20 protein-coding genes are annotated in these 17,520 nt (G+C 70.8%); 14 read left to right on the top strand and 6 right to left on the bottom strand.

Annotated features, from left to right (window positions below):
- The first annotated feature begins 1,235 nt into the window (after window positions 1-1,235).
- The 3 genes from LHA35_RS09925 (at window position 1,236) to LHA35_RS09915 (ending at window position 3,413) form a co-directional block, all read left to right on the top strand.
- Complete coding sequence (locus tag LHA35_RS09925) at window positions 1,236-1,943, top strand: ribonuclease activity regulator RraA (protein ID WP_226607746.1); 708 nt, start codon at window positions 1,236-1,238, stop codon at window positions 1,941-1,943.
- 70 nt (window positions 1,944-2,013) lie between these two features.
- Window positions 2,014-2,454: an acyl-CoA thioesterase gene (locus tag LHA35_RS09920; protein WP_226607743.1), complete on the top strand. Its 441-nt coding sequence runs from the start codon at window positions 2,014-2,016 to the stop codon at window positions 2,452-2,454.
- The gene (locus LHA35_RS09915; RefSeq protein WP_226607740.1) at window positions 2,451-3,413 is read left to right on the top strand and encodes a Bug family tripartite tricarboxylate transporter substrate binding protein; all 963 of its coding nucleotides are present in this window, start codon (window positions 2,451-2,453) and stop codon (window positions 3,411-3,413) included. Before LHA35_RS09920 ends, LHA35_RS09915 begins: the two co-directional genes overlap by 4 nt.
- A 217-nt stretch (window positions 3,414-3,630) precedes the next feature.
- On the opposite strand, the gene LHA35_RS09910 is transcribed toward LHA35_RS09915, so the two are convergent.
- From LHA35_RS09910 to LHA35_RS09885, 6 genes are all read right to left on the bottom strand, one after another.
- Window positions 3,631-4,554: an allantoinase PuuE gene (locus LHA35_RS09910; protein WP_226607738.1), complete on the bottom strand. Its 924-nt coding sequence runs from the start codon at window positions 4,552-4,554 to the stop codon at window positions 3,631-3,633.
- Window positions 4,544-5,026, bottom strand: coding sequence for an ureidoglycolate lyase (locus LHA35_RS09905; protein WP_226607735.1), 483 nt, complete (start codon window positions 5,024-5,026; stop codon window positions 4,544-4,546). Before LHA35_RS09905 ends, LHA35_RS09910 begins: the two co-directional genes overlap by 11 nt.
- A gap of 4 nt (window positions 5,027-5,030) precedes the next feature.
- Entirely contained in the window at window positions 5,031-5,852 is an 822-nt protein-coding gene (locus LHA35_RS09900) for an ABC transporter permease (RefSeq protein WP_226607732.1), read from the bottom strand.
- Window positions 5,845-6,723, bottom strand: coding sequence for an ABC transporter permease (locus LHA35_RS09895; protein WP_226607729.1), 879 nt, complete (start codon window positions 6,721-6,723; stop codon window positions 5,845-5,847). Before LHA35_RS09895 ends, LHA35_RS09900 begins: the two co-directional genes overlap by 8 nt.
- 66 nt (window positions 6,724-6,789) lie before the next feature.
- The gene (locus tag LHA35_RS09890; RefSeq protein ID WP_226607726.1) at window positions 6,790-7,818 is read right to left on the bottom strand and encodes an extracellular solute-binding protein; all 1,029 of its coding nucleotides are present in this window, start codon (window positions 7,816-7,818) and stop codon (window positions 6,790-6,792) included.
- Between the two features lie 2 nt (window positions 7,819-7,820).
- Window positions 7,821-8,957, bottom strand: coding sequence for an ABC transporter ATP-binding protein (locus tag LHA35_RS09885; protein ID WP_226607724.1), 1,137 nt, complete (start codon window positions 8,955-8,957; stop codon window positions 7,821-7,823).
- Window positions 8,958-9,134: 177 nt separating this feature from the next.
- Here LHA35_RS09885 and LHA35_RS09880 point away from each other — a divergent pair, with 177 nt between their 5' ends.
- From LHA35_RS09880 to LHA35_RS09830, 11 genes are all read left to right on the top strand, one after another.
- Window positions 9,135-9,980: an urease accessory protein UreD gene (locus tag LHA35_RS09880; RefSeq protein WP_226607720.1), complete on the top strand. Its 846-nt coding sequence runs from the start codon at window positions 9,135-9,137 to the stop codon at window positions 9,978-9,980.
- A 98-nt stretch (window positions 9,981-10,078) separates the two neighbouring features.
- On the top strand, window positions 10,079-10,381 hold the full coding sequence (locus LHA35_RS09875) for an urease subunit gamma (protein WP_226607716.1): 303 nt from the start codon (window positions 10,079-10,081) through the stop codon (window positions 10,379-10,381).
- Window positions 10,382-10,442: 61 nt separating this feature from the next.
- Window positions 10,443-10,748: an urease subunit beta gene (locus LHA35_RS09870; protein ID WP_226607712.1), complete on the top strand. Its 306-nt coding sequence runs from the start codon at window positions 10,443-10,445 to the stop codon at window positions 10,746-10,748.
- Window positions 10,748-12,460 carry an urease subunit alpha gene (gene ureC, locus LHA35_RS09865; RefSeq protein ID WP_226607709.1) on the top strand — a complete coding sequence of 571 codons (1,713 nt, stop codon included), beginning with the start codon at window positions 10,748-10,750 and terminating at the stop codon, window positions 12,458-12,460. Before LHA35_RS09870 ends, ureC begins: the two co-directional genes overlap by 1 nt.
- A gap of 8 nt (window positions 12,461-12,468) precedes the next feature.
- Complete coding sequence (locus LHA35_RS09860; RefSeq protein WP_226607706.1) at window positions 12,469-13,017, top strand: urease accessory protein UreE; 549 nt, start codon at window positions 12,469-12,471, stop codon at window positions 13,015-13,017.
- Window positions 12,992-13,693 carry an urease accessory protein UreF gene (locus tag LHA35_RS09855; protein WP_226607704.1) on the top strand — a complete coding sequence of 234 codons (702 nt, stop codon included), beginning with the start codon at window positions 12,992-12,994 and terminating at the stop codon, window positions 13,691-13,693. The genes LHA35_RS09860 and LHA35_RS09855 overlap by 26 nt, the downstream gene beginning before the upstream one ends.
- Window positions 13,690-14,313: an urease accessory protein UreG gene (ureG, locus tag LHA35_RS09850; protein ID WP_226607701.1), complete on the top strand. Its 624-nt coding sequence runs from the start codon at window positions 13,690-13,692 to the stop codon at window positions 14,311-14,313. Before LHA35_RS09855 ends, ureG begins: the two co-directional genes overlap by 4 nt.
- On the top strand, window positions 14,313-14,882 hold the full coding sequence (locus LHA35_RS09845) for a HupE/UreJ family protein (protein WP_226607696.1): 570 nt from the start codon (window positions 14,313-14,315) through the stop codon (window positions 14,880-14,882). The genes ureG and LHA35_RS09845 overlap by 1 nt, the downstream gene beginning before the upstream one ends.
- A gap of 178 nt (window positions 14,883-15,060) precedes the next feature.
- Window positions 15,061-15,699, top strand: a complete 639-nt coding sequence (locus tag LHA35_RS09840; protein WP_226607692.1) for a histidine phosphatase family protein — start codon at window positions 15,061-15,063, stop codon at window positions 15,697-15,699.
- Window positions 15,700-15,840: 141 nt separating this feature from the next.
- Window positions 15,841-16,644, top strand: a complete 804-nt coding sequence (locus LHA35_RS09835; RefSeq protein ID WP_226607689.1) for a lipid-binding SYLF domain-containing protein — start codon at window positions 15,841-15,843, stop codon at window positions 16,642-16,644.
- Entirely contained in the window at window positions 16,644-17,444 is an 801-nt protein-coding gene (locus LHA35_RS09830; RefSeq protein WP_226607686.1) for a lipid-binding SYLF domain-containing protein, read from the top strand. Before LHA35_RS09835 ends, LHA35_RS09830 begins: the two co-directional genes overlap by 1 nt.
- The last annotated feature ends 76 nt before the right edge of the window (window positions 17,445-17,520 follow it).

The following is a 17,520-nucleotide window of genomic DNA, read 5'->3' as shown; positions in this document are numbered from 1 at the left end:
AATTAGGCTGGGTGGATCAAATTCCCGGCTATGTATTGGTTCCAATGTTTGGGGGTATTGGGAACTGCGAATGTACCGCAATCCCCTTGCTGTTATCGGAGATAGCACAACTGCCAACTCTTGTCGTATGTGGGTGAACAACACTGATGTGACCATTGGACGCGACTGCATGCTGTCCGAAGAAATCGTTCTTCAGGGAGCGGATATGCATGCTCTAGTTGATGTTCGAACCCGGGAAATTCTAGACGTTGGCCGAGGCGTCATTGATATCGGGCCGCATGTATGGCTGGGCCGGCGCTCCTCCATACTCGCGGGGGCGCAGATCGGTGCCGGAAGTATCGTCGGGCTTGGGTCGGTGGTGACGAAGGGCACAATTCCGCCGAACAGCCTTGCAGTCGGGGCGCCGGCTCGTGTCATTCGTGAGGGGATTACGTGGTCTCGCGCGGAAACGCATGTTGATGCCGACGCTACTCGGTATCTTGACGGCGGGTTGTGGTAAGCCAAGAAGGATTACTGCGAATTCCCAAAATCTTGCTACTTCGCACAGCGTGGAGCCTGCTCTTCAGCAGAGTTATTTTATCTTTCTTGCCAATCAGGGCGACGGTCCGTGGGCGTTCGTATCCACTGCGCAGCATCACACAGCAGAGGCAATCTTTTGAAGTGCCCCAAGACATACCCTAAGGTGGTTGAGGCAGCGACCACTACTAAGAGAAGAAACAAGGTCATGCGTCGCTCTATAGATGTATCGAAATACATTTCAGTGAAATGCGTGTGATATCTATGTGAAGTTCTCCCTGGTGCGACTCCCGGTTTGCTCTCCGGCCTCCGTTGGTAATCTTCGCAGCCAAAAAATTCTAGGCGCATCAGGGTCGCCTATCAGGCGCAGGTGCGAGACTGCTCTGCCAGCCGCCGCACATCAGTGTCTCAACCCGCCGAAAACGCCTCCGCCTAGCGGAAGATATATTAGCAGGCAATCAGTCCGCACCGTGGCGCCATTCGAACGGGCCAAATAGGAAAGTTCCTTTCTCATCGCTGGCCACGGCACAAGCTGCTTGGAAGTCGACCCAATAGTTTAAATTGTATCCTGCGGGGCATTATAGAGTGCAACCGTCGCACACGTGGGACACGGCACGCTACTGATCGCAGCTGGCAGATGGTCCACCTCTGTCCAAGGTTGCTCCGCCAGGATAAGCCGTTCGCCTCATATTTGCCGAGCCATTCGAAAGGAGCGTGGCATGCCCCTCGACCCCGCCGCCAAGGCAACGCTGGAGTCCATCTCCACCGCCACCATCACCACCCTCCTGCTGAAGAAGGGCCTGCGCAACATCTGGATGCGCGGCCCGCAGGCCTTCACCCCCGCCGCCAAGGGCAAGCGCCTGGTCGGCCCCGCCTTCACGCTCCGCTTCGTCCCGGCGCGAGAGGATCTGGCAACGCCGGAGTCCTGGTCCTCCCCCCGCTCCACCCGCGCCGCGATCGAGGACATGCCGGAAGGCGTCATCGCCGTCGCCGACGCCATGGGTGTCACCGATGCCGGCATCTTCGGCGATATCCTCTGCGCCCGGCTGATGAAGCGCGGCGTCACCGCCCTGGTGACGGATGGCTGCGTGCGGGACGTGGCGGGCGTGACCGGCACCAACATGCCGGTCTGGTGCCGCGGCGGCGCGGCCCCGCCCTCCGTCGCCGGCCTCACCTTCGTCGGCTGGCAGGAACCCATCGGCTGCGGCGGCGTCGCGGTCTTCCCGGGCGACATCATCGTGGTGGACGATGACGGCGCGGTCTGCATCCCCCAGGCCTTGCTGGAGGAGGTCGTGAAGGGCGGGCCGGAGCAGGAGCGGCTGGAAGCCTGGATCGTCTCCAAGGTGGAGCAGGGCGAGACGCTGCCCGGCCTGTATCCGCCGAATGCCGAGAACAAGGCGCGCTACGAGGCGGAGAAGCAGGGCTGACCGCCCGCGCTTGACGCCAGGCGGCGGCGACCGGACCCTGGGTTCCAACGATACAGGAGGACCCCCGAGGATGGCGCCACCGCCCCCCGCGCCCGCGCGCTTCCCCTTCTGGACGGAGGAGAAGCTGCGGGTCGCCGACACCGACCAGAACGGCCATGTCAACAACGGCGCCATCGGCGCTTTCTGCGAGGCCGGGCGGGCGGAGGTGATCCAGGCCGTTCTCGGCTCGCTCCGCGAAGGCCCGGTGGCGATGGTGGTCGCCCGGGTCGAAATCGACTACCTGCGGGAAGTCCACTACCCCGGCCGCGTGCGCATCGGCACCGCCGTCACCCGCATCGGCCGCAGCAGCGTGGCGCTGGACCAGGCGCTGTTCCTGGACGGGGCCTGCTTCGCCACCTCCGCCGCCGTGCTGGTCGCCATCGACCGGCAGTCCCGCCAGCCCGTTGCCCTCACGCCGGCGCTCCGCGCGGGCTTCGAGGCCCTGTCCCCGGCCGGGGAAATGGCCGCGTGATCCGCCGCCGCGCCCTCCTCGCCGCCCCGGCCCTGGCCGCGCTGGCCCGCCCCGCCGCCGCGCAGGATGCCTGGCCCGTCCGCCCCGTGCGCATCGTCGCGCCCTTCCCGCCGGGCGGCACGGTGGACATCCTCGCCCGCCTCACCGCCGCCTGGCTGCAGGAGGCGACGGGGCAGTCCTTCGTGGTGGAGAACCGCTCCGGCGCCGGCGGCAATATCGGCGCCGTGGCCGTCGCCCGTGCCCAGCCGGATGGCTACACGCTGCTGATGGGCTCGCCCGGCACCCAGGCGATCAACGCGCATCTCTATGCGAATCCCGGCTATGACGGCATCGCCGATTTCATGCCGATCTCCCTGGTGGCGGAGGTGCCGAACCTGCTGGCGGCGCATCCCTCGCTTGGCGTGAAGGACGTGCCGGGCCTGGTCGCGCTGGCGAGGCAGAAGCGCCTGGCCTATGGCGAGACCAGCATCGGCGGCAGCACGCATCTCTCGGCCGAGCTCTTCCGCATGCAGGCGGGGATCGAGGGCGAGCACGTGACCTATCGCGGCAGCGCGCCGATGCTGGCGGACCTGCTGGCGGGGCGCATCGCCTGGGGCGTGGACAACCTGCCCTCCATCCTGCCGCATATCCGCGCGGGGTCGCTGACCGCGCTCGGCGTCACCAGCCGGGGGCGCTGGTCCGGCGCGCCGGAGATCCCGGCGATTGCCGAGAGCCTGCCGGGCTATGAGGTGACGGCCTGGTTCGGCCTGCTGGCGCCGAAGGGCACGCCGGAGGCGGTGATCGCCACGGCCAATGCGGCGCTGGTGCGGATGCTGGGCACGGAGGCCGCGGCGCGGCGCCTGGCGGAACTGGGCGCGACGCCGCTGCCCGGCACGCCGCAGGCCTACCGCGCCCATATCCTGGCCGAGCACCGGAAATGGGGCGAGGTGATCCGCCAGGCGGGGATCAGGCTGGAATAGGGCAAGGGACGGCCGGGCGGGCCCGCCCATAACTGGCTCATGGCGTCCCGGCCCGCGGAGCGGGCCGGGCGAAGGCGCGCCGCGGCAGCTACCGCGAAGCCGAGGCCCGAAGGGGCGCCGGCCCTCAGGGCATGACATGCGCCGGCATGCCATGCCTCGATATCATTCTGTCCCGCATCAAGGCCGACAGCTTGATGCGGGCGCGCGATCCGCCCCGCTACTCGTTCAACCCCTTCCCGGGATAGGGATGCGTGGCGATCCAGTGCTTCGCGATATCGACACGCCGGGTGATCCACACATCCTTGCGCTGCATCATGTAATCGAGCAGCCGCTGCAGCCCGACCGCGCGCGCCGGGTGGCCGATCAGCCGCATATGCAGCCCGATGGACATCATTTTCGGCGCCTTCGCGCCCTCCGCATAGAGCATGTCGAAGGCGTCGCGGATGAAGCTGAACCACTGGTCGCTGGTGCCCATCCAGCCGGCATACTTCCCGTCATTGTTCACCAGCGAATAGGGCACGACGAGCTGCGCCTTGCCGTCCACCGTGACCCAGAAGGGCAGCTCCTCCCCGTAGTAGTCGCTGTCATAGAGGAAGCCGCCATGCTCCACGACCAGGCGGCGGGTGTTCACGCTGGGGCCGTAGCGGCAGTACCAGCCATCCGGCCGGTGGCCGACGGTCCTCTCCAGGCTCGTCACCGCGCGGGCGATGTGCTCGCGCTCCTCCGCCTCCGAGAGCTCGAAATGCTTCACCCAGCGCCAGCCGTGGGAGCAGACATCGTAGCCCGCGGCGCGGATGGCGGCGGCGGCCTCCGGATTCTGCTCCAGCGCCAGGGCGCAGCCGAAGACGGTCAGCGGCAGGCCGCGCTCCTGGAACAGCCGGTGCAGCCGCCAGAAGCCGACGCGGGAGCCGTATTCGAACATGCCCTCGGCGGCCAGGTCGCGGCCGGACTTCACCTGGTTCAGCCCATGCGCCTCGGTCAGCCCGTTCTCGGTGACGCCGTCGCCGAGCTGGTAGGAGGGCTCGGAGCCCTCCTCGTAGTTCATGACGAAATTGACGGCGAGCCGTGCGCCGCCCGGCCAGTGCGGGTCGGGCGGGTTGGCGCCGTAGCCGATGAAGTCGCGCTTTACCTCATATGCCATCCGCTACCTCCACGCTGAACTCGGGCACCTCGACGAATTCCTCGTCGCCCTTCGTGCCGTCGCGCCACATGACGATGACGAAACGTGCCTCCCGGTCCAGGACGGTGAAGGGGTGGTGCCAGACATTGGCGCCATAGGTGACGCCCTGGTCCGGCCGGGCGAGGAAGGCCCGCGCCCGCGCCATGTCCGGCCCGCCCCCCGCGGCATGCGGCGCGACGATCGCCAGCCAGCGACCGCCCTCCTGCGGAATGAAGCTCTGGGAGGAGAATTCATGCCGCTCCATGGTGGTGGAGCGGAGCGGCAGGGCCTCAAGCGGCTTCTTCACGGTGAGCGAGATGCTGGGCCGGGCCTTCGGGCGCAGATTGGCCAGCGCATCCTCGAAATAGGTGCGGCCCGGGATGGCCGGGCATTCGATGACCTCGCCATAGGGCAAGAAGGCGGCGGAGGTCAGGGGTTCGGCTTTCAGGTACATAGGATCAGCCCCGCATGCGGCGCGTGAGGCCGGTGAGCCGCTCCATCACCAGCATCAGGAGAAAGGCCGCCAGGATGAGCGTGCCGGAGACGGCGGCCACCCGGACATCGAGCGTGGATTCCATCATGCCCCACATCCGGATGGGCAACATGTCCGTCCGGGCCGAGGAAAGGAAGAGGGAGACCGGGACGTTATCGACCGAGGCCATGAAGGCGAGGAAGCCCCCGGCCGCGATCCCCGGGGCGATCAGCGGCAGGGTGACGCGGCGGAAGGTATGGACGGGGCCCGCGCCGAGGCTGCGCGAGGCATCGAGCAGCGAGGGGTCGAGCTGCGAGAGGGAGGCGCCGACCGTCCGCAGCACGAAGGGCGTCACCACCACCAGATGGCCGGCGATGATCAGCTCCAGCGAGGGGCGGAAGCCCAGCAGGGTGAAGTACATCAGCGCCGCGAGCCCGAAGGCGAGGCCGGGCAGGACCAGTGGCGACAGGAAGAAGGCATCCGCCAGCCGCCCGCCCCTGCCCGCGATCCGGGAGAGGCCGAGCGCCGCCGCCGTGCCGAGCAGCGTGGCGAGGCCGGCCGACATCACCGCGACATGCAGGGTGTTGCCGGCGGCCCGGTGGATCTGGCGGGATCGCACCTCATCCAGCAGCAGTTCATACCAGCGGAAGGAGAAACCCTGCGGCGGGAAGCGGATGGAGCGGCTGTCGGTGAAGGAGGTGGCGAGCACGATCAGGATCGGGCCCACCAGAATGATGAGGGCAAATACCGCCAGGGTGCCGATGACCAGCCCATAGGACAGTTCGCCGACCGTATGCCGCCTAGCCATGGACCCGGCCCCCCGCGACGCGCCCCGCATGGGCGATGACGGCCAGCACCGCCGAGACCGAGAGCAGCAGCGCGATGGCGATGGTGGCGGCGAAAGGCCAGTGCGCCGCCACCATGGCCTGCTGCCAGATCATGGCCGGCAGGTAGACCAGCCGCCCGCCGCCGATGACGGACTGGCTGATGAAGGCGGTGGTCGCCGAGGCGAAGACCAGCAGGCACCCCGCCGCCAGCCCGGGCGCGGCCAGCGGCAGGATCACCCGGAACAGCGTCCGCCAGGGGGAGGCGCCGAGCGAGGCGCTGGCATCCATCAGGTTCGGATCGATGCGCGACATGACGGAGAGCAGGGGCAGCAGCAGCAACGGCATCTCGATCTGCGTCAGGGAGATCACCAAGCCCAGTTCGGTCTGGAGAAGGCGCAGCGGCTCGGCGGCCAGGCCGAGGCCCAGCACGAGCTGGTTCACCACCCCCTCGCGGCCGAGGATGACGATCCAGGCGAAGGTGCGGACGACCACGCTGGTCAGCAGCGGCATGACCACGATGAAGAGCAGCACGCGCTGCCAGGCGGGCGAGGCGGCGCGGTAGACCAGGGCCAGCGGGAAGCCCAGCACCACCGTCGCCGCCACCGCCTTGAGGCCGAGCAGCAGCGTGTCGGCGATGACCTTCCAGTGGAAGGCGTCGAAGAGGAAGCGCTGCCACTGCTCCAGGCCGAAGCGCGTCATCCGCTCGTCGGCATAGAAGGAGACGGCGATCAGCATCAGCAGCGGCGCGACGAAGAAGGCCGCATAGGCGAGGCCGAGCGGGGCGGCCAGCGCCCAGGGGCTGCGGGGGGCGGACAGGCCCAGGGACGGGGCCGGTGCCGCGGCGATGGCCACCCCCACCCTAGCCCTCCCCCGCACCGCGGGGTGGATGCAGGCGCCCGGCCGGGGCGGGGGGACGGATCATTTCGCCATCTCGCGGTTGAAGCGCTCGATCCAGGCGCCGCGGAGCGGGTTGATCTTCGCCCAGTCATGCGTGACGAAGCGGGCCATCTCGTCCAGGCTCCTCATAGGCAGGCCGGCGCCGAGCGCGACCTCCTTGTTCACCGGCACGAAATTATAGGGCGGCTTCTGCAGCGCCTCCTGCACGCCCTTGCTCACCACCGTATCGATGTACTTGTAGGCGGCGTCGATGTTCTCGCTGCCCTTGGCGATGTGCAGCGTGGTGAAGAAGGCGGTCGCCCCCGTCTCCGGCACCGCGAATTCGATGTCCACGCCGCGGTCCCTCAGCGTCGTCACCGTCTGGGTGTTGGTGTACATCACGTCGCACTGGCCCTGCTGGAACAGGCCCGGCATGGCGGCCGGCGCGCCGACGGCGGCGATCCTCGGCAGCACCTTCTTCAGCTCGGCCAGCGCCGGTTCGATATTCGTCTCGCTGCCGCCGAAGACCTTGGCGATCTCGATCAGGCTGACCGTGCCGAAGGTGGTGCCGAAGCCGGTGATGCCGAGGCGGGAGACCCAGGGGTCCTTGAACAGGTCGGCATAGCCCGAGGGTTTCGGCACCTTCTTCGGGTTGTAGGCGATGCCGACCACCTGCGCGGCGCAGCCCACGCCCCATTCATCCGCCAGCAGGCCCGGCAGGGCGGTGCGGTTGGCGAGGCGGGTGGCGTCGAACCGCTCGTACATCCCCCGCTCGATGCCGGTGATGCGCGGGCCGGGGTCGAGGACGAAGCAGTCGAAGGGCGGGACGCCGCGGCTGGCAGCGAATTTGGCGATCTGGTCCACCGCGAAGAGCGGTTGCATCTCCAGCTCGACATTCTGCGCGCGCTTCAGCGCCGGCGCGACAGTCTCGCGGAAGGCTTCCTCCCAGGCGCCGGGATAGATGGCGGCGGTGACACTGGCGGCGCGGCCGCGCTGGGCGCGGGCGATGCCGGGCGCGGCCAGCGTCGCGGCGCCGGCCAGCAGGGCGCGGCGGGTGAGGGACAGGGACATGCTCAGTCCTCCTCGGACAGGGGGTTTGGGAAGAGCGCGGGGCGGGCGCCGGGGGCGAGCGCGCAGAAGGCCCGCGCGCCGAGGTCGCGGATGGGGCCGAGCCGAGGCTCGGTCAGGCGCAGCGTGGTGCCGTCGGGCAGCCGCGCCTCCCGGATCACCTGGCCGCCGAGGGGCAAAGCGAGGCCGAGTTCCACCGGGAAGGCGCCCGGCGCGCCCTCATCCCGCAGCACCAGCTGCTCCGGCCGCACCGTCAGCAGCGCCGGGCCGGGCGGGGGAGGGGCTTCCGCCGGCACGCGCAGCGCCGTGCCGTCCGGCAGGCGGATCGCGGCCATCCCCTCCGCTGCGCCCTCCATCAGGCAGGGCAGGCGGTTGGTGGTGCCGATGAAGCCGGCGACGAAGAGGGTCCGCGGCCGGTCATAGAGCTCGACCGGGGTGCCGAGCTGCTCGATCCGGCCGCGCCGCATGACGGCGATGCGGTCGGCGACGCTCATCGCCTCGTCCTGGTCGTGGGTGACCAGGATGGCGGTGAGTCCCAGTTGCCGCTGCAGCCGCTTGATCTCGATCTGCATGTCGAGGCGGAGCGAACGGTCGAGCGCCGCGAAGGGCTCGTCCAGCAGCAGGATGGAGGGCTCGATGGCCAGGGCGCGGGCCAATGCGACCCGCTGCTGCTGCCCGCCCGAGAGCTGCGCCGGCCGCCGGTCCCGCATGGGGCCGAGCTGCACCATCTCCAGCAACTCGGCGACGCGGGCGGCAATGCGGGGCTTCGCCTCGCCCCGCGCCTTCAGGCCATAGGCGACGTTCTCCGCCACCGACATATGGGGAAAGAGGGCGTAGTTCTGGAAGACGATGCCGACCCGGCGGCGGTTGGGCGGCAGGTCGTCGATGGCGGTGCCGTCGATCAGCACGCGCCCGGCATTCTGCCGCACGAAGCCGGCGACGGTGCGCAGCAGCGTCGTCTTGCCGCAGCCCGAGGGGCCGAGCAGGGCCAGCACCTCCCCCGCCCGGACCGAGAGGTCCACATCGTCCAGCGCGGTGAAGGCGCCGTAGCGCACGCCGAGGCCGAGCACGTCGAGCGTGTGGCCGCGCAGCGAGGCCTGCGCGGTTGGCGCTGGCGAGGTGGGGCGGAACAGCACTGGCATCTCCCGGCAATGCGCCGGCTGAGGCAACCGCCATGCCAGAGGAGGCGCGGACGGGCACGGGGACCGGCTTGCCGCGCTGGGCCCCGCAGCCTGTCCGATTCCGCGGCAACCTGCCCGATCCGGCGGCAGGCATGGGGGTGGTTCCGCCGCGGCGCGCCGCATGCCATGGTCCGGGCGATGCCGCGCGACACGCCGCCCCTGCCGAGCCGCCACCAGCGCGCCGACGGCGCCTTCGACCTCGTCTTCGGCACGGCCCCTCGGGGCACCGTGCTGCGGAACCTTTATCAGCAATCGCCGCTGCGCATCCTCTTCCCGACGCCGGAGCCGGGCGAGCCGCCGATGGCGGCGCTGCTGAACTGCGCCGGCGGCCTCGCGGGCGGCGACGTGCTGCGCCAGGCGGTGCGGCTGGAGGCCGGGGCGCGCGCCACGCTCAGCACCGCGGCGGCGGAGAAGCTCTACCGGAGCCTCGGGCCGGAGACGCGGATCGAGAGCCGCATCGTGCTGGAGGAGGGCGCGATGCTGGAATGGATCCCGCAGGAGACCATCCTGTTCGACGGCGCCCGGCTGGACCGCCGGATGCGGGCGGATCTCGCCCCCGGCGCGGTGCTGCTGGCGGCCGAGACGCTGGTCTTCGGCCGCGCCGCGCGCGGCGAGCGGATGACGCATGGGCTGGTGCGGGACCGCTGGCGGCTGCATGGGACAGCGGGGCTGCTCTGGGCCGATGCCCTGGCGCTGGAGGGCGACCTGGCGGCGGCGCTGGGGGCGCCCTTCGGCTTCGCCGGGGCCGAGGCGCTCGGCACCCTGCTGCTGGCGGGCGGCGAGGCGGAGGCGATGCGCGACCTGCTGCGCGCCCTGCCCGAGGCGGCGCCCGGTGCGACCACCATCCCCCGCCCCGGCCTGCTGCTGGCCCGCTGGCTTGGCCCCGCGACCGCGGTGCGGCAGGCGGTGGGAGAGGCGATCGTCGCGCTCCGCGCCGCCGCGCTTGGCCTGCCGGCGCGGCTGCCGCGGCTCTGGACGACCTGAGGCGGTCCACCCATGATCGCGCGACGGACCGGATCGCCGGAGTGCGGAATCGCCCGGAGGCGAGACTCCGATCCCATGACGTGTTCCCGAGGCCCCGCATGAACCTGACGCCCCGCGAGAAGGACAAGCTGCTGATCGCCATGGCCGCGCAGGTGGCGCGGCGAAGGCTGGAACGCGGCGTGAAGCTGAACCACCCGGAGGCGGTGGCCCTGATCACCGACTTCGTGGTGGAGGGCGCGCGGGACGGCCGCAGTGTCGCGGAGCTGATGCGCGACGGCGCCACGGTGCTGAGGCGGGACCAGGTGATGGAGGGCATCGCCGAGATGATTATCGAAGTTCAGGTGGAAGCGACCTTCCCTGATGGGACGAAGCTTGTGACCATCCACGAGCCGATCCGATGACATCCGATCGCGGAGCACCGCAGGGAACCGAGGAGCGCAGCGTGAAGCGGATGTCCAGTCCATGATCCCCGGCGAACTCCTCCCCGCCGCCGGCGAGATCGAGCTGAATGCCGGCCGCGACTCCGTTGAGCTCGAGGTGGCGAATACCGGCGACCGCCCGATCCAGGTCGGCAGCCACTACCATTTCGCCGAGACCAACCCGGCGCTCTCCTTCGACCGCGCGGTCGCGCGCGGAAGGCGCCTCGACATCGCCGCCGGCACCGCGGTGCGGTTCGAGCCGGGGCAGGTGCGCAAGGTGCGCCTCATCCCCTATGCCGGCAGCCGCATCGTGCACGGCTTCCGCGGCGAGACGGAAGGACAGGTCTGATGCCCAGCCGCATCTCCCGCGCCGCCTATGCCGGCATGTATGGCCCCACCGTGGGCGACCGCCTGCGCCTGGCCGATACCGACCTGATCATCGAGGTGGAGAAGGACTTCACCACCTATGGGGAGGAGGTGAAGTTCGGCGGCGGCAAGGTCATCCGCGACGGCATGGGCCAGTCCCAGGTGACGCGCGCCGAGGGCGCGATGGACACCGTCATCACCAATGCGCTTATCATCGACCACTGGGGCATCGTGAAGGCGGATGTCGGGCTGCGGGACGGCCGCATCGCCGCCATCGGCAAGGCCGGCAACCCGGACACCCAGCCGGGCGTCACCATCGTCATCGGCCCGGGCACCGAGATCATCGCCGGCGAGGGCCGCATCCTGACCGCGGGCGGCCTCGACGTGCATATCCACTTCATCTGCCCGCAGCAGGTGGAGGAGGCGCTGGCCTCCGGCATCACCACCATGTTCGGCGGCGGCACCGGCCCGGCGCATGGCACGCTGGCGACGACGGTCACGCCCGGGCCCTGGCACATGGCTCGGATGCTGCAGGCGGCCGAGGGCTTCCCGGTCAATCTCGGCTTCCTCGGCAAGGGCAATGTCGCGCTGCCCGCCGGCATCGAGGAGGTGATCCTGGCCGGCGCCTGCGGCCTGAAGCTGCATGAGGACTGGGGCACCACGCCGAAGGCGATCGACACCTGCCTGAGCGTGGCCGACGCGCTCGACGTGCAGGTGGCGATCCACACGGACACGCTGAACGAGTCCGGCTTCGTCGAGAGCACCATCGCCGCCATCGCCGGCCGCACCATCCAGGCCTTCCACACCGAAGGCGCCGGCGGCGGCCACGCGCCCGACATCATCCGCGTGGTGGGCGAGCCGAATTTCCTGCCGAGCAGCACCAACCCGACGATGCCCTACACGGTGAACACCGTGGACGAGCATCTCGACATGCTGATGGTCTGCCACCACCTCGACCCCCGCATCCCGGAGGACGTGGCCTTCGCCGAGAGCCGCATCCGCAAGGAGACGATCGCGGCCGAGGACATCCTGCATGATATCGGCGCCATCAGCATGATGTCCTCGGACAGCCAGGCCATGGGGCGGGTGGGGGAGGTCATCATCCGCACCTGGCAGACCGCGCACAAGATGAAGGTGCAGCGCGGCCGGCTGCCGGCCGAGGCGGGCGAGAACGACAACCTCCGTGTCCGCCGCTACATCGCCAAATACACCATCAATCCCGCGATCGCGCAGGGCATCAGCGCGCATGTCGGCAGCGTGGAGGTGGGCAAGCTCGCCGACCTCGTCCTCTGGTCCCCCGCCTTCTTCGGGGTGAAGCCGGACATGGTGCTGAAATGCGGCGCCATCGCCATGGCGCCGATGGGCGACCCCAACGCCTCCATCCCGACCCCGCAGCCGGTCCATTACCGGCCGATGTTCGCACAGTTCGGCCGGGCGATGCAGGCCAGCAGCGTCACCTTCGTCTCCAAGGCCGCGCTCGGCCATGGGATCGGGGAGCGGCTCGGCCTGCAGAAGCAGGTGCTGGCGGTGGAGAACACCCGCGGTGGCATCGGCAAGCGCGACATGGTGCTGAACGACGCCCTGCCGAAGATCGAGGTGGACCCCGAGACCTACGAGGTCCGCGCCGATGGCGAGTTGCTGGTCTGCGAGCCGGCGAAGGTGCTGCCCATGGCGCAGCGCTACTTCCTGTTCTGAGGATTCCGATGTCGGATGAACTCCCCCGCGCCACCCAGGTGCTGCCCAAGGGCGGCTGGGTGGAGCGTACCGCGAAGCACACCGTCACGCTCGACTTCGACGACCGCTTCCGCCGCCGCAAGCGCTATGTCGCGGAAAGCGGCTTCGCCTTCCTGCTGGACCTCGAGGAAGCGACGGCGCTGCGCGACGGCGACGGGCTGCTGCTGGAGCAGGGCGGCGTCATCCTGGTGCGCGCCGCGCCGGAGCCGCTGGTGGAGGTGAAGGCGGGAACGCCCGAGAAGCTGATGCGCCTCGCCTGGCATCTCGGCAACCGCCACCTGCCGACCGAGATCCAGGCCGACCGGCTGCTGATCCGCGACGACCATGTCATCGTCGCCATGCTGCAGGGACTCGGCGCCGAACTGTGCAAGGTCAACGCGCCCTTCAACCCGGAAGGCGGCGCCTATGGCGAGCACAACCGCCAGCCGGGGCACCATCATGGGCATGGTCACCACCATGACCACGACCATGCGCACGAGCACGGCTGCTGCGATGGCCACCACCATCACCACCACTGACGGGGCGGCGCTCTACCGGCTGCTGGCTTGGCTCTCCCCGGCCTATCCGGTCGGCGCCTATACCTACAGCCATGGGCTGGAGACGGCGGTCGAGGACGGCCGGGTGACGAACCGCGCCGCGCTGGTGGACTACATCGCGACCGTGCTGCGCGCCGGCGCCGGCCGGGTGGACGGCGCGCTGCTGGTCACCGCCTGGCGCGCTGCCGCGGGTGGGGACGACGCCACGCTGGACGAGGTGGCGGTGCTCGCCGCCGCCTGGCGCGGCACGGCGGAGACGGCGCTGGAGACCATGGCGCAGGGCACCGCCTTCACCAGCGTCACGCATGCCGCCTGGCCGGATGCGGCCTTCGCCGCCTTCGCCGCGCGGCACCCGCGGGCGCTCGCCCATCCCGTCGCCTTCGGCGCCGCGGCCGGCTTCCAGGGCGTGCCCCTGCGCCCGGCCACCGCCGGCTGGCTCGCCGCCTTCGCCGCCAACCTGGTCTCGGCCGGGGTGCGGCTGGTGCCGCTCGGCCAGACGGACGGCCAGATCGCGACCGCCGCGCTGCACCCGGTGGTGGAGGCGGCGGCCGATGCGGCGCTGGCCGCCGATCTCGACACCATCGGCACCGCCGCGCCGATGCTCGACCTGCTCTCGATGCGGCACGAGACGCAATACACGAGGCTCTTCAGATCATGAGCAATGGACCTTTCAGGGTGGGCATCGGCGGCCCCGTCGGCTCCGGCAAGACGGCGCTGACCGAGCGGCTCTGCCGCCACCTGCGCGACACGCACGACATCGCCGTCATCACCAACGACATCTACACCAAGGAGGACGCGGAATTCCTGACCCGCGCCGGCGCGCTCGACCCCTCCCGCATCGCCGGCGTGGAGACGGGCGGCTGCCCGCACACCGCGATCCGGGAGGACGCCTCCATCAACCTTGCCGCGGTGCATGACATGGTGCAGCGCTTCCCGAAGCTGGAAGTGCTGTTCATCGAGAGCGGCGGCGACAACCTGGCCGCCACCTTCAGCCCGGAACTCGCGGATCTCACGATCTACGTCATCGACGTCTCGGCCGGCGACAAGATCCCGCGCAAGGGCGGCCCCGGCATCACCCGCAGCGACCTGCTGGTGATCAACAAGATCGACCTGGCGCCGCTGGTCGGGGCCGACCTCTCGGTCATGGACCGCGACGCGCGCAAGATGCGCGGCGCGCGTCCCTTCCTCTTCACCAACCTGAAGGAGAACAAGGGCGTGGCCGAGATTGCCGACTTCATCCTGCAACAGGGCGGAATCGCCCCGAGGAGAGCTGCCTGATGACCCGCATCGCCCTGACCGCCGCCGCGCTGCTGCTGCCGGCCACCGCCTTCGCCCATCCGGGCCATGTGGAGACGGCGGGCTTCGCCGCCGGCTTCCTGCACCCCTTCAGCGGCGCCGACCACCTGCTGGCCATGGTGATGGTCGGGCTCTGGGCCGGGCTGCTCGGCGGCACGGCGCGGCTGGCCCTGCCCGGCGCCTTCCTCGGCGCCATGGCGCTCGGCGGCGCGCTGGGCATGGCGGGCCTCGCCCTGCCGGGGGTGGAGGCGGGCATCCTTGCCTCGGTCGTCGTGCTCGGCGCGCTCACCGGCCTGACGGTGCGGCTGCCGCTCCTGGCCGGCATGGGGCTGGCGGCGGTCTTCGGCCTGCTGCACGGCCATGCCCATGGCACGGAGATGCTGGCCGGCTCGGCGGCGGGCTATGCGGGCGGCTTCCTCGCCGGCACGGCGCTGCTGCATGGCGCCGGCCTCGCCCTGGCGCTGCCCTTCGCCCCCTGGGCGCGGCGCCTGGCCCGCGCCATGGGCGGCGCCACGACGGCGGCCGGGCTGGCGCTCGCGCTGGTCGGCTGACGCGAAGGGGGCTGCCGGCGGCCCGCGCAGCCGCCGCCCCCACCCGCCGCGCCCCGGGTCCGAGGATCCGCGCTCCCGGGCCGGCACCGGACCGGGCCGGCCGGGTCGGCCCGGCCAGCCCCGGAGCGGCAGGGCAGCCGCCATGACGGCGCCGCCGCCGCCTGCTACACACCACCCCGTGCCCGACCCGACCCGCCTCTTCCTCCTCCGCCACGCGCTCGTCGAGCCCTCGGCCCGCACCGTCTTCTACGGCAGCATGGATGTCGCCCTCTGCGGCCTCGCCCTGCAGGAGGAGGCGGCGCTCTATCGCTGGCTCGCCTTCCGCCTGCCGCGGCCGGCGCACTGGGTCATCACCAACCTGGCACGCACCCGCGCCACCGCCGCGGCGATCTTCGCCGCTGGCTACCCCGAACAACCCCTCAGCATCGAGCCGGATCTCGCGGAGCAGCATCTGGGCGAATGGCAGGGCATCGCGCATGAGGCGCTGGTCGAGCGCCTGCGCCACCCGCCCCATCCCTTCTGGCCGCATGCCGCCGAGGAGCAGCCGCCGGGCGGCGAGAGCTTCGCGCAGGTCCAGGCCCGCGTCGGCCCGGTGCTGGACCGCCTGGCCGAGGCCCATGCCGGCGGCGATGTGGTCATCGTCGCCCATGGCGGCTCCATCCGCGCCGCCCTGGCCCATGCCCTCGGCCTGACGGGCCACCAGGCGCTGGCCTTCTCCATCCGCAATCTCGGCCTGACCCGGCTGGAAAAGCACGGGGCCGACTGGCGCATTGCCGCGGTGAATGAGGAACCCTGGACCGCGCCGGACTGGGAGTGATGCCGCGGGATTGATCCCCGGCGCCCCCGCCCGGGGCGCGGCCCGCCAGGGTGGCGCCATCAGCGGCGCCACGCCGCCCTTGGATGGTCCCGGCAATGGCAGTAATCTCGCGCCAGTTCGGGGGTTTGGCAGGGGGCTTTCATGCTTCGTCTCATGAAGCGACGGCTGGCGGCGCTGGGCCTTGCCCTGGGTGTCCTGGCCGGCTGTGCCGGCGGCGCCCCCGGCACGGGGGAGGAACAGGCGCTGGTGGACCGCGCCACCCTCTCGGTGCAGGAGATCCTGGGCGAGGGCAATGACCGGGTGAATGCCCAGAGCCTGTTGCGCCGCGCCCGTGCCGCCATGGTCTGCCCGCGCATCTTCCGCGCCGGCTTCTTCTTCGGCGGGGAGGGCGGCGGCTGCGTGCTGCTCGGGCGCGATGCCGCCGGCTCCTGGTCCTCGCCCGCCTTCTACACCCTTGGCTCCGGCACCTTCGGGCTGCAGGCCGGCATCCAGGACATGCAGATCCTGATGCTCATCATGAACCAGAAGGCGCTGGACGCCGTGCTGGACAGCCAGGTGAAGCTGGGCGCCGATGCCTCGCTCGCGCTGGCGACCCTCGGCGGCTCGGTGGAGGGTGCGACCACCGCCGCGGTCGGCGGGGACATCGTCGCGGTCGCCCGGGCCCGCGGCCTCTATGCCGGGCTGACGCTGGAGGGCTCCCTGCTCACCGCCCGCAGCGAGTGGAACCGCAGCTATTACGGGCAGGATGTCGGGCCGCGGGAGATCGTGGTGGCGATGCGCGCGCACAATCCGGGCGCGGATCCGCTGCGCGCGGTGCTGATGCGCTTCGGCAGCGGCGGCGCGGCCGCTTCGGCACCGCCGGCCGACAATCCGTCCGGCTTCGTGCCGGGCCAGACGCTCGGCAGCGGCCCGGTGCAGCGCTCCACCCTGCCGCCGCTCCGCTGATGCGCGCGCTGCTCGCCGCCCTGCTGCTGCTGGCGGCCCTGCCGGCCCGGGCGGATGACCAGGGCGAGGCGCAGGGCCTGGTGGACCGCAGCACGCTCACGGTGCAGGAATTGCTGACCACCGGCGATGCCGGGGCCGTCGAGGATGCCCGCCGGTTCCTCCGCCGCGCCCGCGCCGCCCTGGTCTGCCCGCGAATCTTCCGCGCCGGCTTCATCCTGGGCGGCGAGGGGGGCGGCTGCGTGCTGGTGGCGCGCGACGCCGCCGGCTCCTGGTCCGCGCCGGCCTTCTACGGCATGGCCTCCGGCAGCCTCGGCCTGCAGATCGGCGTGCAGGACATGCAGGTGCTGATGCTGATCATGTCCGACCGTGCCCTCTCGGCGCTGATGGACAGCCAGTTCAAGCTCGGCGCCGATGCCTCGGTGGCCGTCGCCACCGTCGGTGCGGGGGTGGAGGGTGCGACCGCCGGCGCGGGCGCGGACATCATGGCCTTCGCCCGCTCCCGCGGCCTCTTCGCCGGCATCGCGCTGGAAGGCTCGCTGCTGACCGCGCGGAGCGAACTGAACCGGGCCTATTACGGCCAGGATATCGCGGCCCGGCAGATCGTGGTGGCGATGCAGGTGCACAATCCGGGCGCCGATCCGCTGCGGGCGGCGCTGATGCGGTATGGCGGGGCCGAGGCGGCGCCGGTGCCGCAGGCGGAACCCGCCGCGCCCGGCTATGCCCCGGACACCCGGGGGGCGCCCGCCGGCGGTCCGGTGCAGTCCACGCCGCTGCCGCCGATCGCCGGCCCGCGCCGATAGGGCGGATCGCGAGCCGGCCTGCCTGTCCGGAAGACATGCCCTGCCCGAAAGGAGGCCGACCCGCCTGTTCCAGCCG

Source organism: Roseicella aerolata (assembly GCF_020523605.1).
GTDB classification, from domain to species: domain Bacteria; phylum Pseudomonadota; class Alphaproteobacteria; order Acetobacterales; family Acetobacteraceae; genus Paracraurococcus; species Paracraurococcus aerolatus.
Note: the sequence above shows the minus strand (reverse complement) of the source record. Positions and strands in the feature narration are given on the sequence as shown.

Bases quoted from the DNA above. Each gene is read 5' to 3' on its own strand.
- LHA35_RS09860 (WP_226607706.1), top strand. From the start codon at position 12,469: ATGTCGGATGAACTCCCCCGCGCCACCCAGGTGCTGCCCAAGGGCGGC.
- LHA35_RS09925 (WP_226607746.1), top strand. From the start codon at position 1,236: ATGCCCCTCGACCCCGCCGCCAAGGCAACGCTGGAGTCCATCTCCACC.
- LHA35_RS09830 (WP_226607686.1), top strand. From the start codon at position 16,644: ATGCGCGCGCTGCTCGCCGCCCTGCTGCTGCTGGCGGCCCTGCCGGCC.
- LHA35_RS09875 (WP_226607716.1), top strand. From the start codon at position 10,079: ATGAACCTGACGCCCCGCGAGAAGGACAAGCTGCTGATCGCCATGGCC.
- LHA35_RS09905 (WP_226607735.1), bottom strand. From the start codon at position 5,026: ATGTACCTGAAAGCCGAACCCCTGACCTCCGCCGCCTTCTTGCCCTAT.
- LHA35_RS09880 (WP_226607720.1), top strand. From the start codon at position 9,135: ATGCCGCGCGACACGCCGCCCCTGCCGAGCCGCCACCAGCGCGCCGAC.
- LHA35_RS09845 (WP_226607696.1), top strand. From the start codon at position 14,313: ATGACCCGCATCGCCCTGACCGCCGCCGCGCTGCTGCTGCCGGCCACC.
- LHA35_RS09885 (WP_226607724.1), bottom strand. From the start codon at position 8,957: ATGCCAGTGCTGTTCCGCCCCACCTCGCCAGCGCCAACCGCGCAGGCC.
- ureG (WP_226607701.1), top strand. From the start codon at position 13,690: ATGAGCAATGGACCTTTCAGGGTGGGCATCGGCGGCCCCGTCGGCTCC.
- LHA35_RS09855 (WP_226607704.1), top strand. From the start codon at position 12,992: ATGGCCACCACCATCACCACCACTGACGGGGCGGCGCTCTACCGGCTG.
- LHA35_RS09890 (WP_226607726.1), bottom strand. From the start codon at position 7,818: ATGTCCCTGTCCCTCACCCGCCGCGCCCTGCTGGCCGGCGCCGCGACG.
- LHA35_RS09870 (WP_226607712.1), top strand. From the start codon at position 10,443: ATGATCCCCGGCGAACTCCTCCCCGCCGCCGGCGAGATCGAGCTGAAT.
- LHA35_RS09900 (WP_226607732.1), bottom strand. From the start codon at position 5,852: ATGGCTAGGCGGCATACGGTCGGCGAACTGTCCTATGGGCTGGTCATC.
- ureC (WP_226607709.1), top strand. From the start codon at position 10,748: ATGCCCAGCCGCATCTCCCGCGCCGCCTATGCCGGCATGTATGGCCCC.
- LHA35_RS09910 (WP_226607738.1), bottom strand. From the start codon at position 4,554: ATGGCATATGAGGTAAAGCGCGACTTCATCGGCTACGGCGCCAACCCG.
- LHA35_RS09835 (WP_226607689.1), top strand. From the start codon at position 15,841: ATGCTTCGTCTCATGAAGCGACGGCTGGCGGCGCTGGGCCTTGCCCTG.
- LHA35_RS09920 (WP_226607743.1), top strand. From the start codon at position 2,014: ATGGCGCCACCGCCCCCCGCGCCCGCGCGCTTCCCCTTCTGGACGGAG.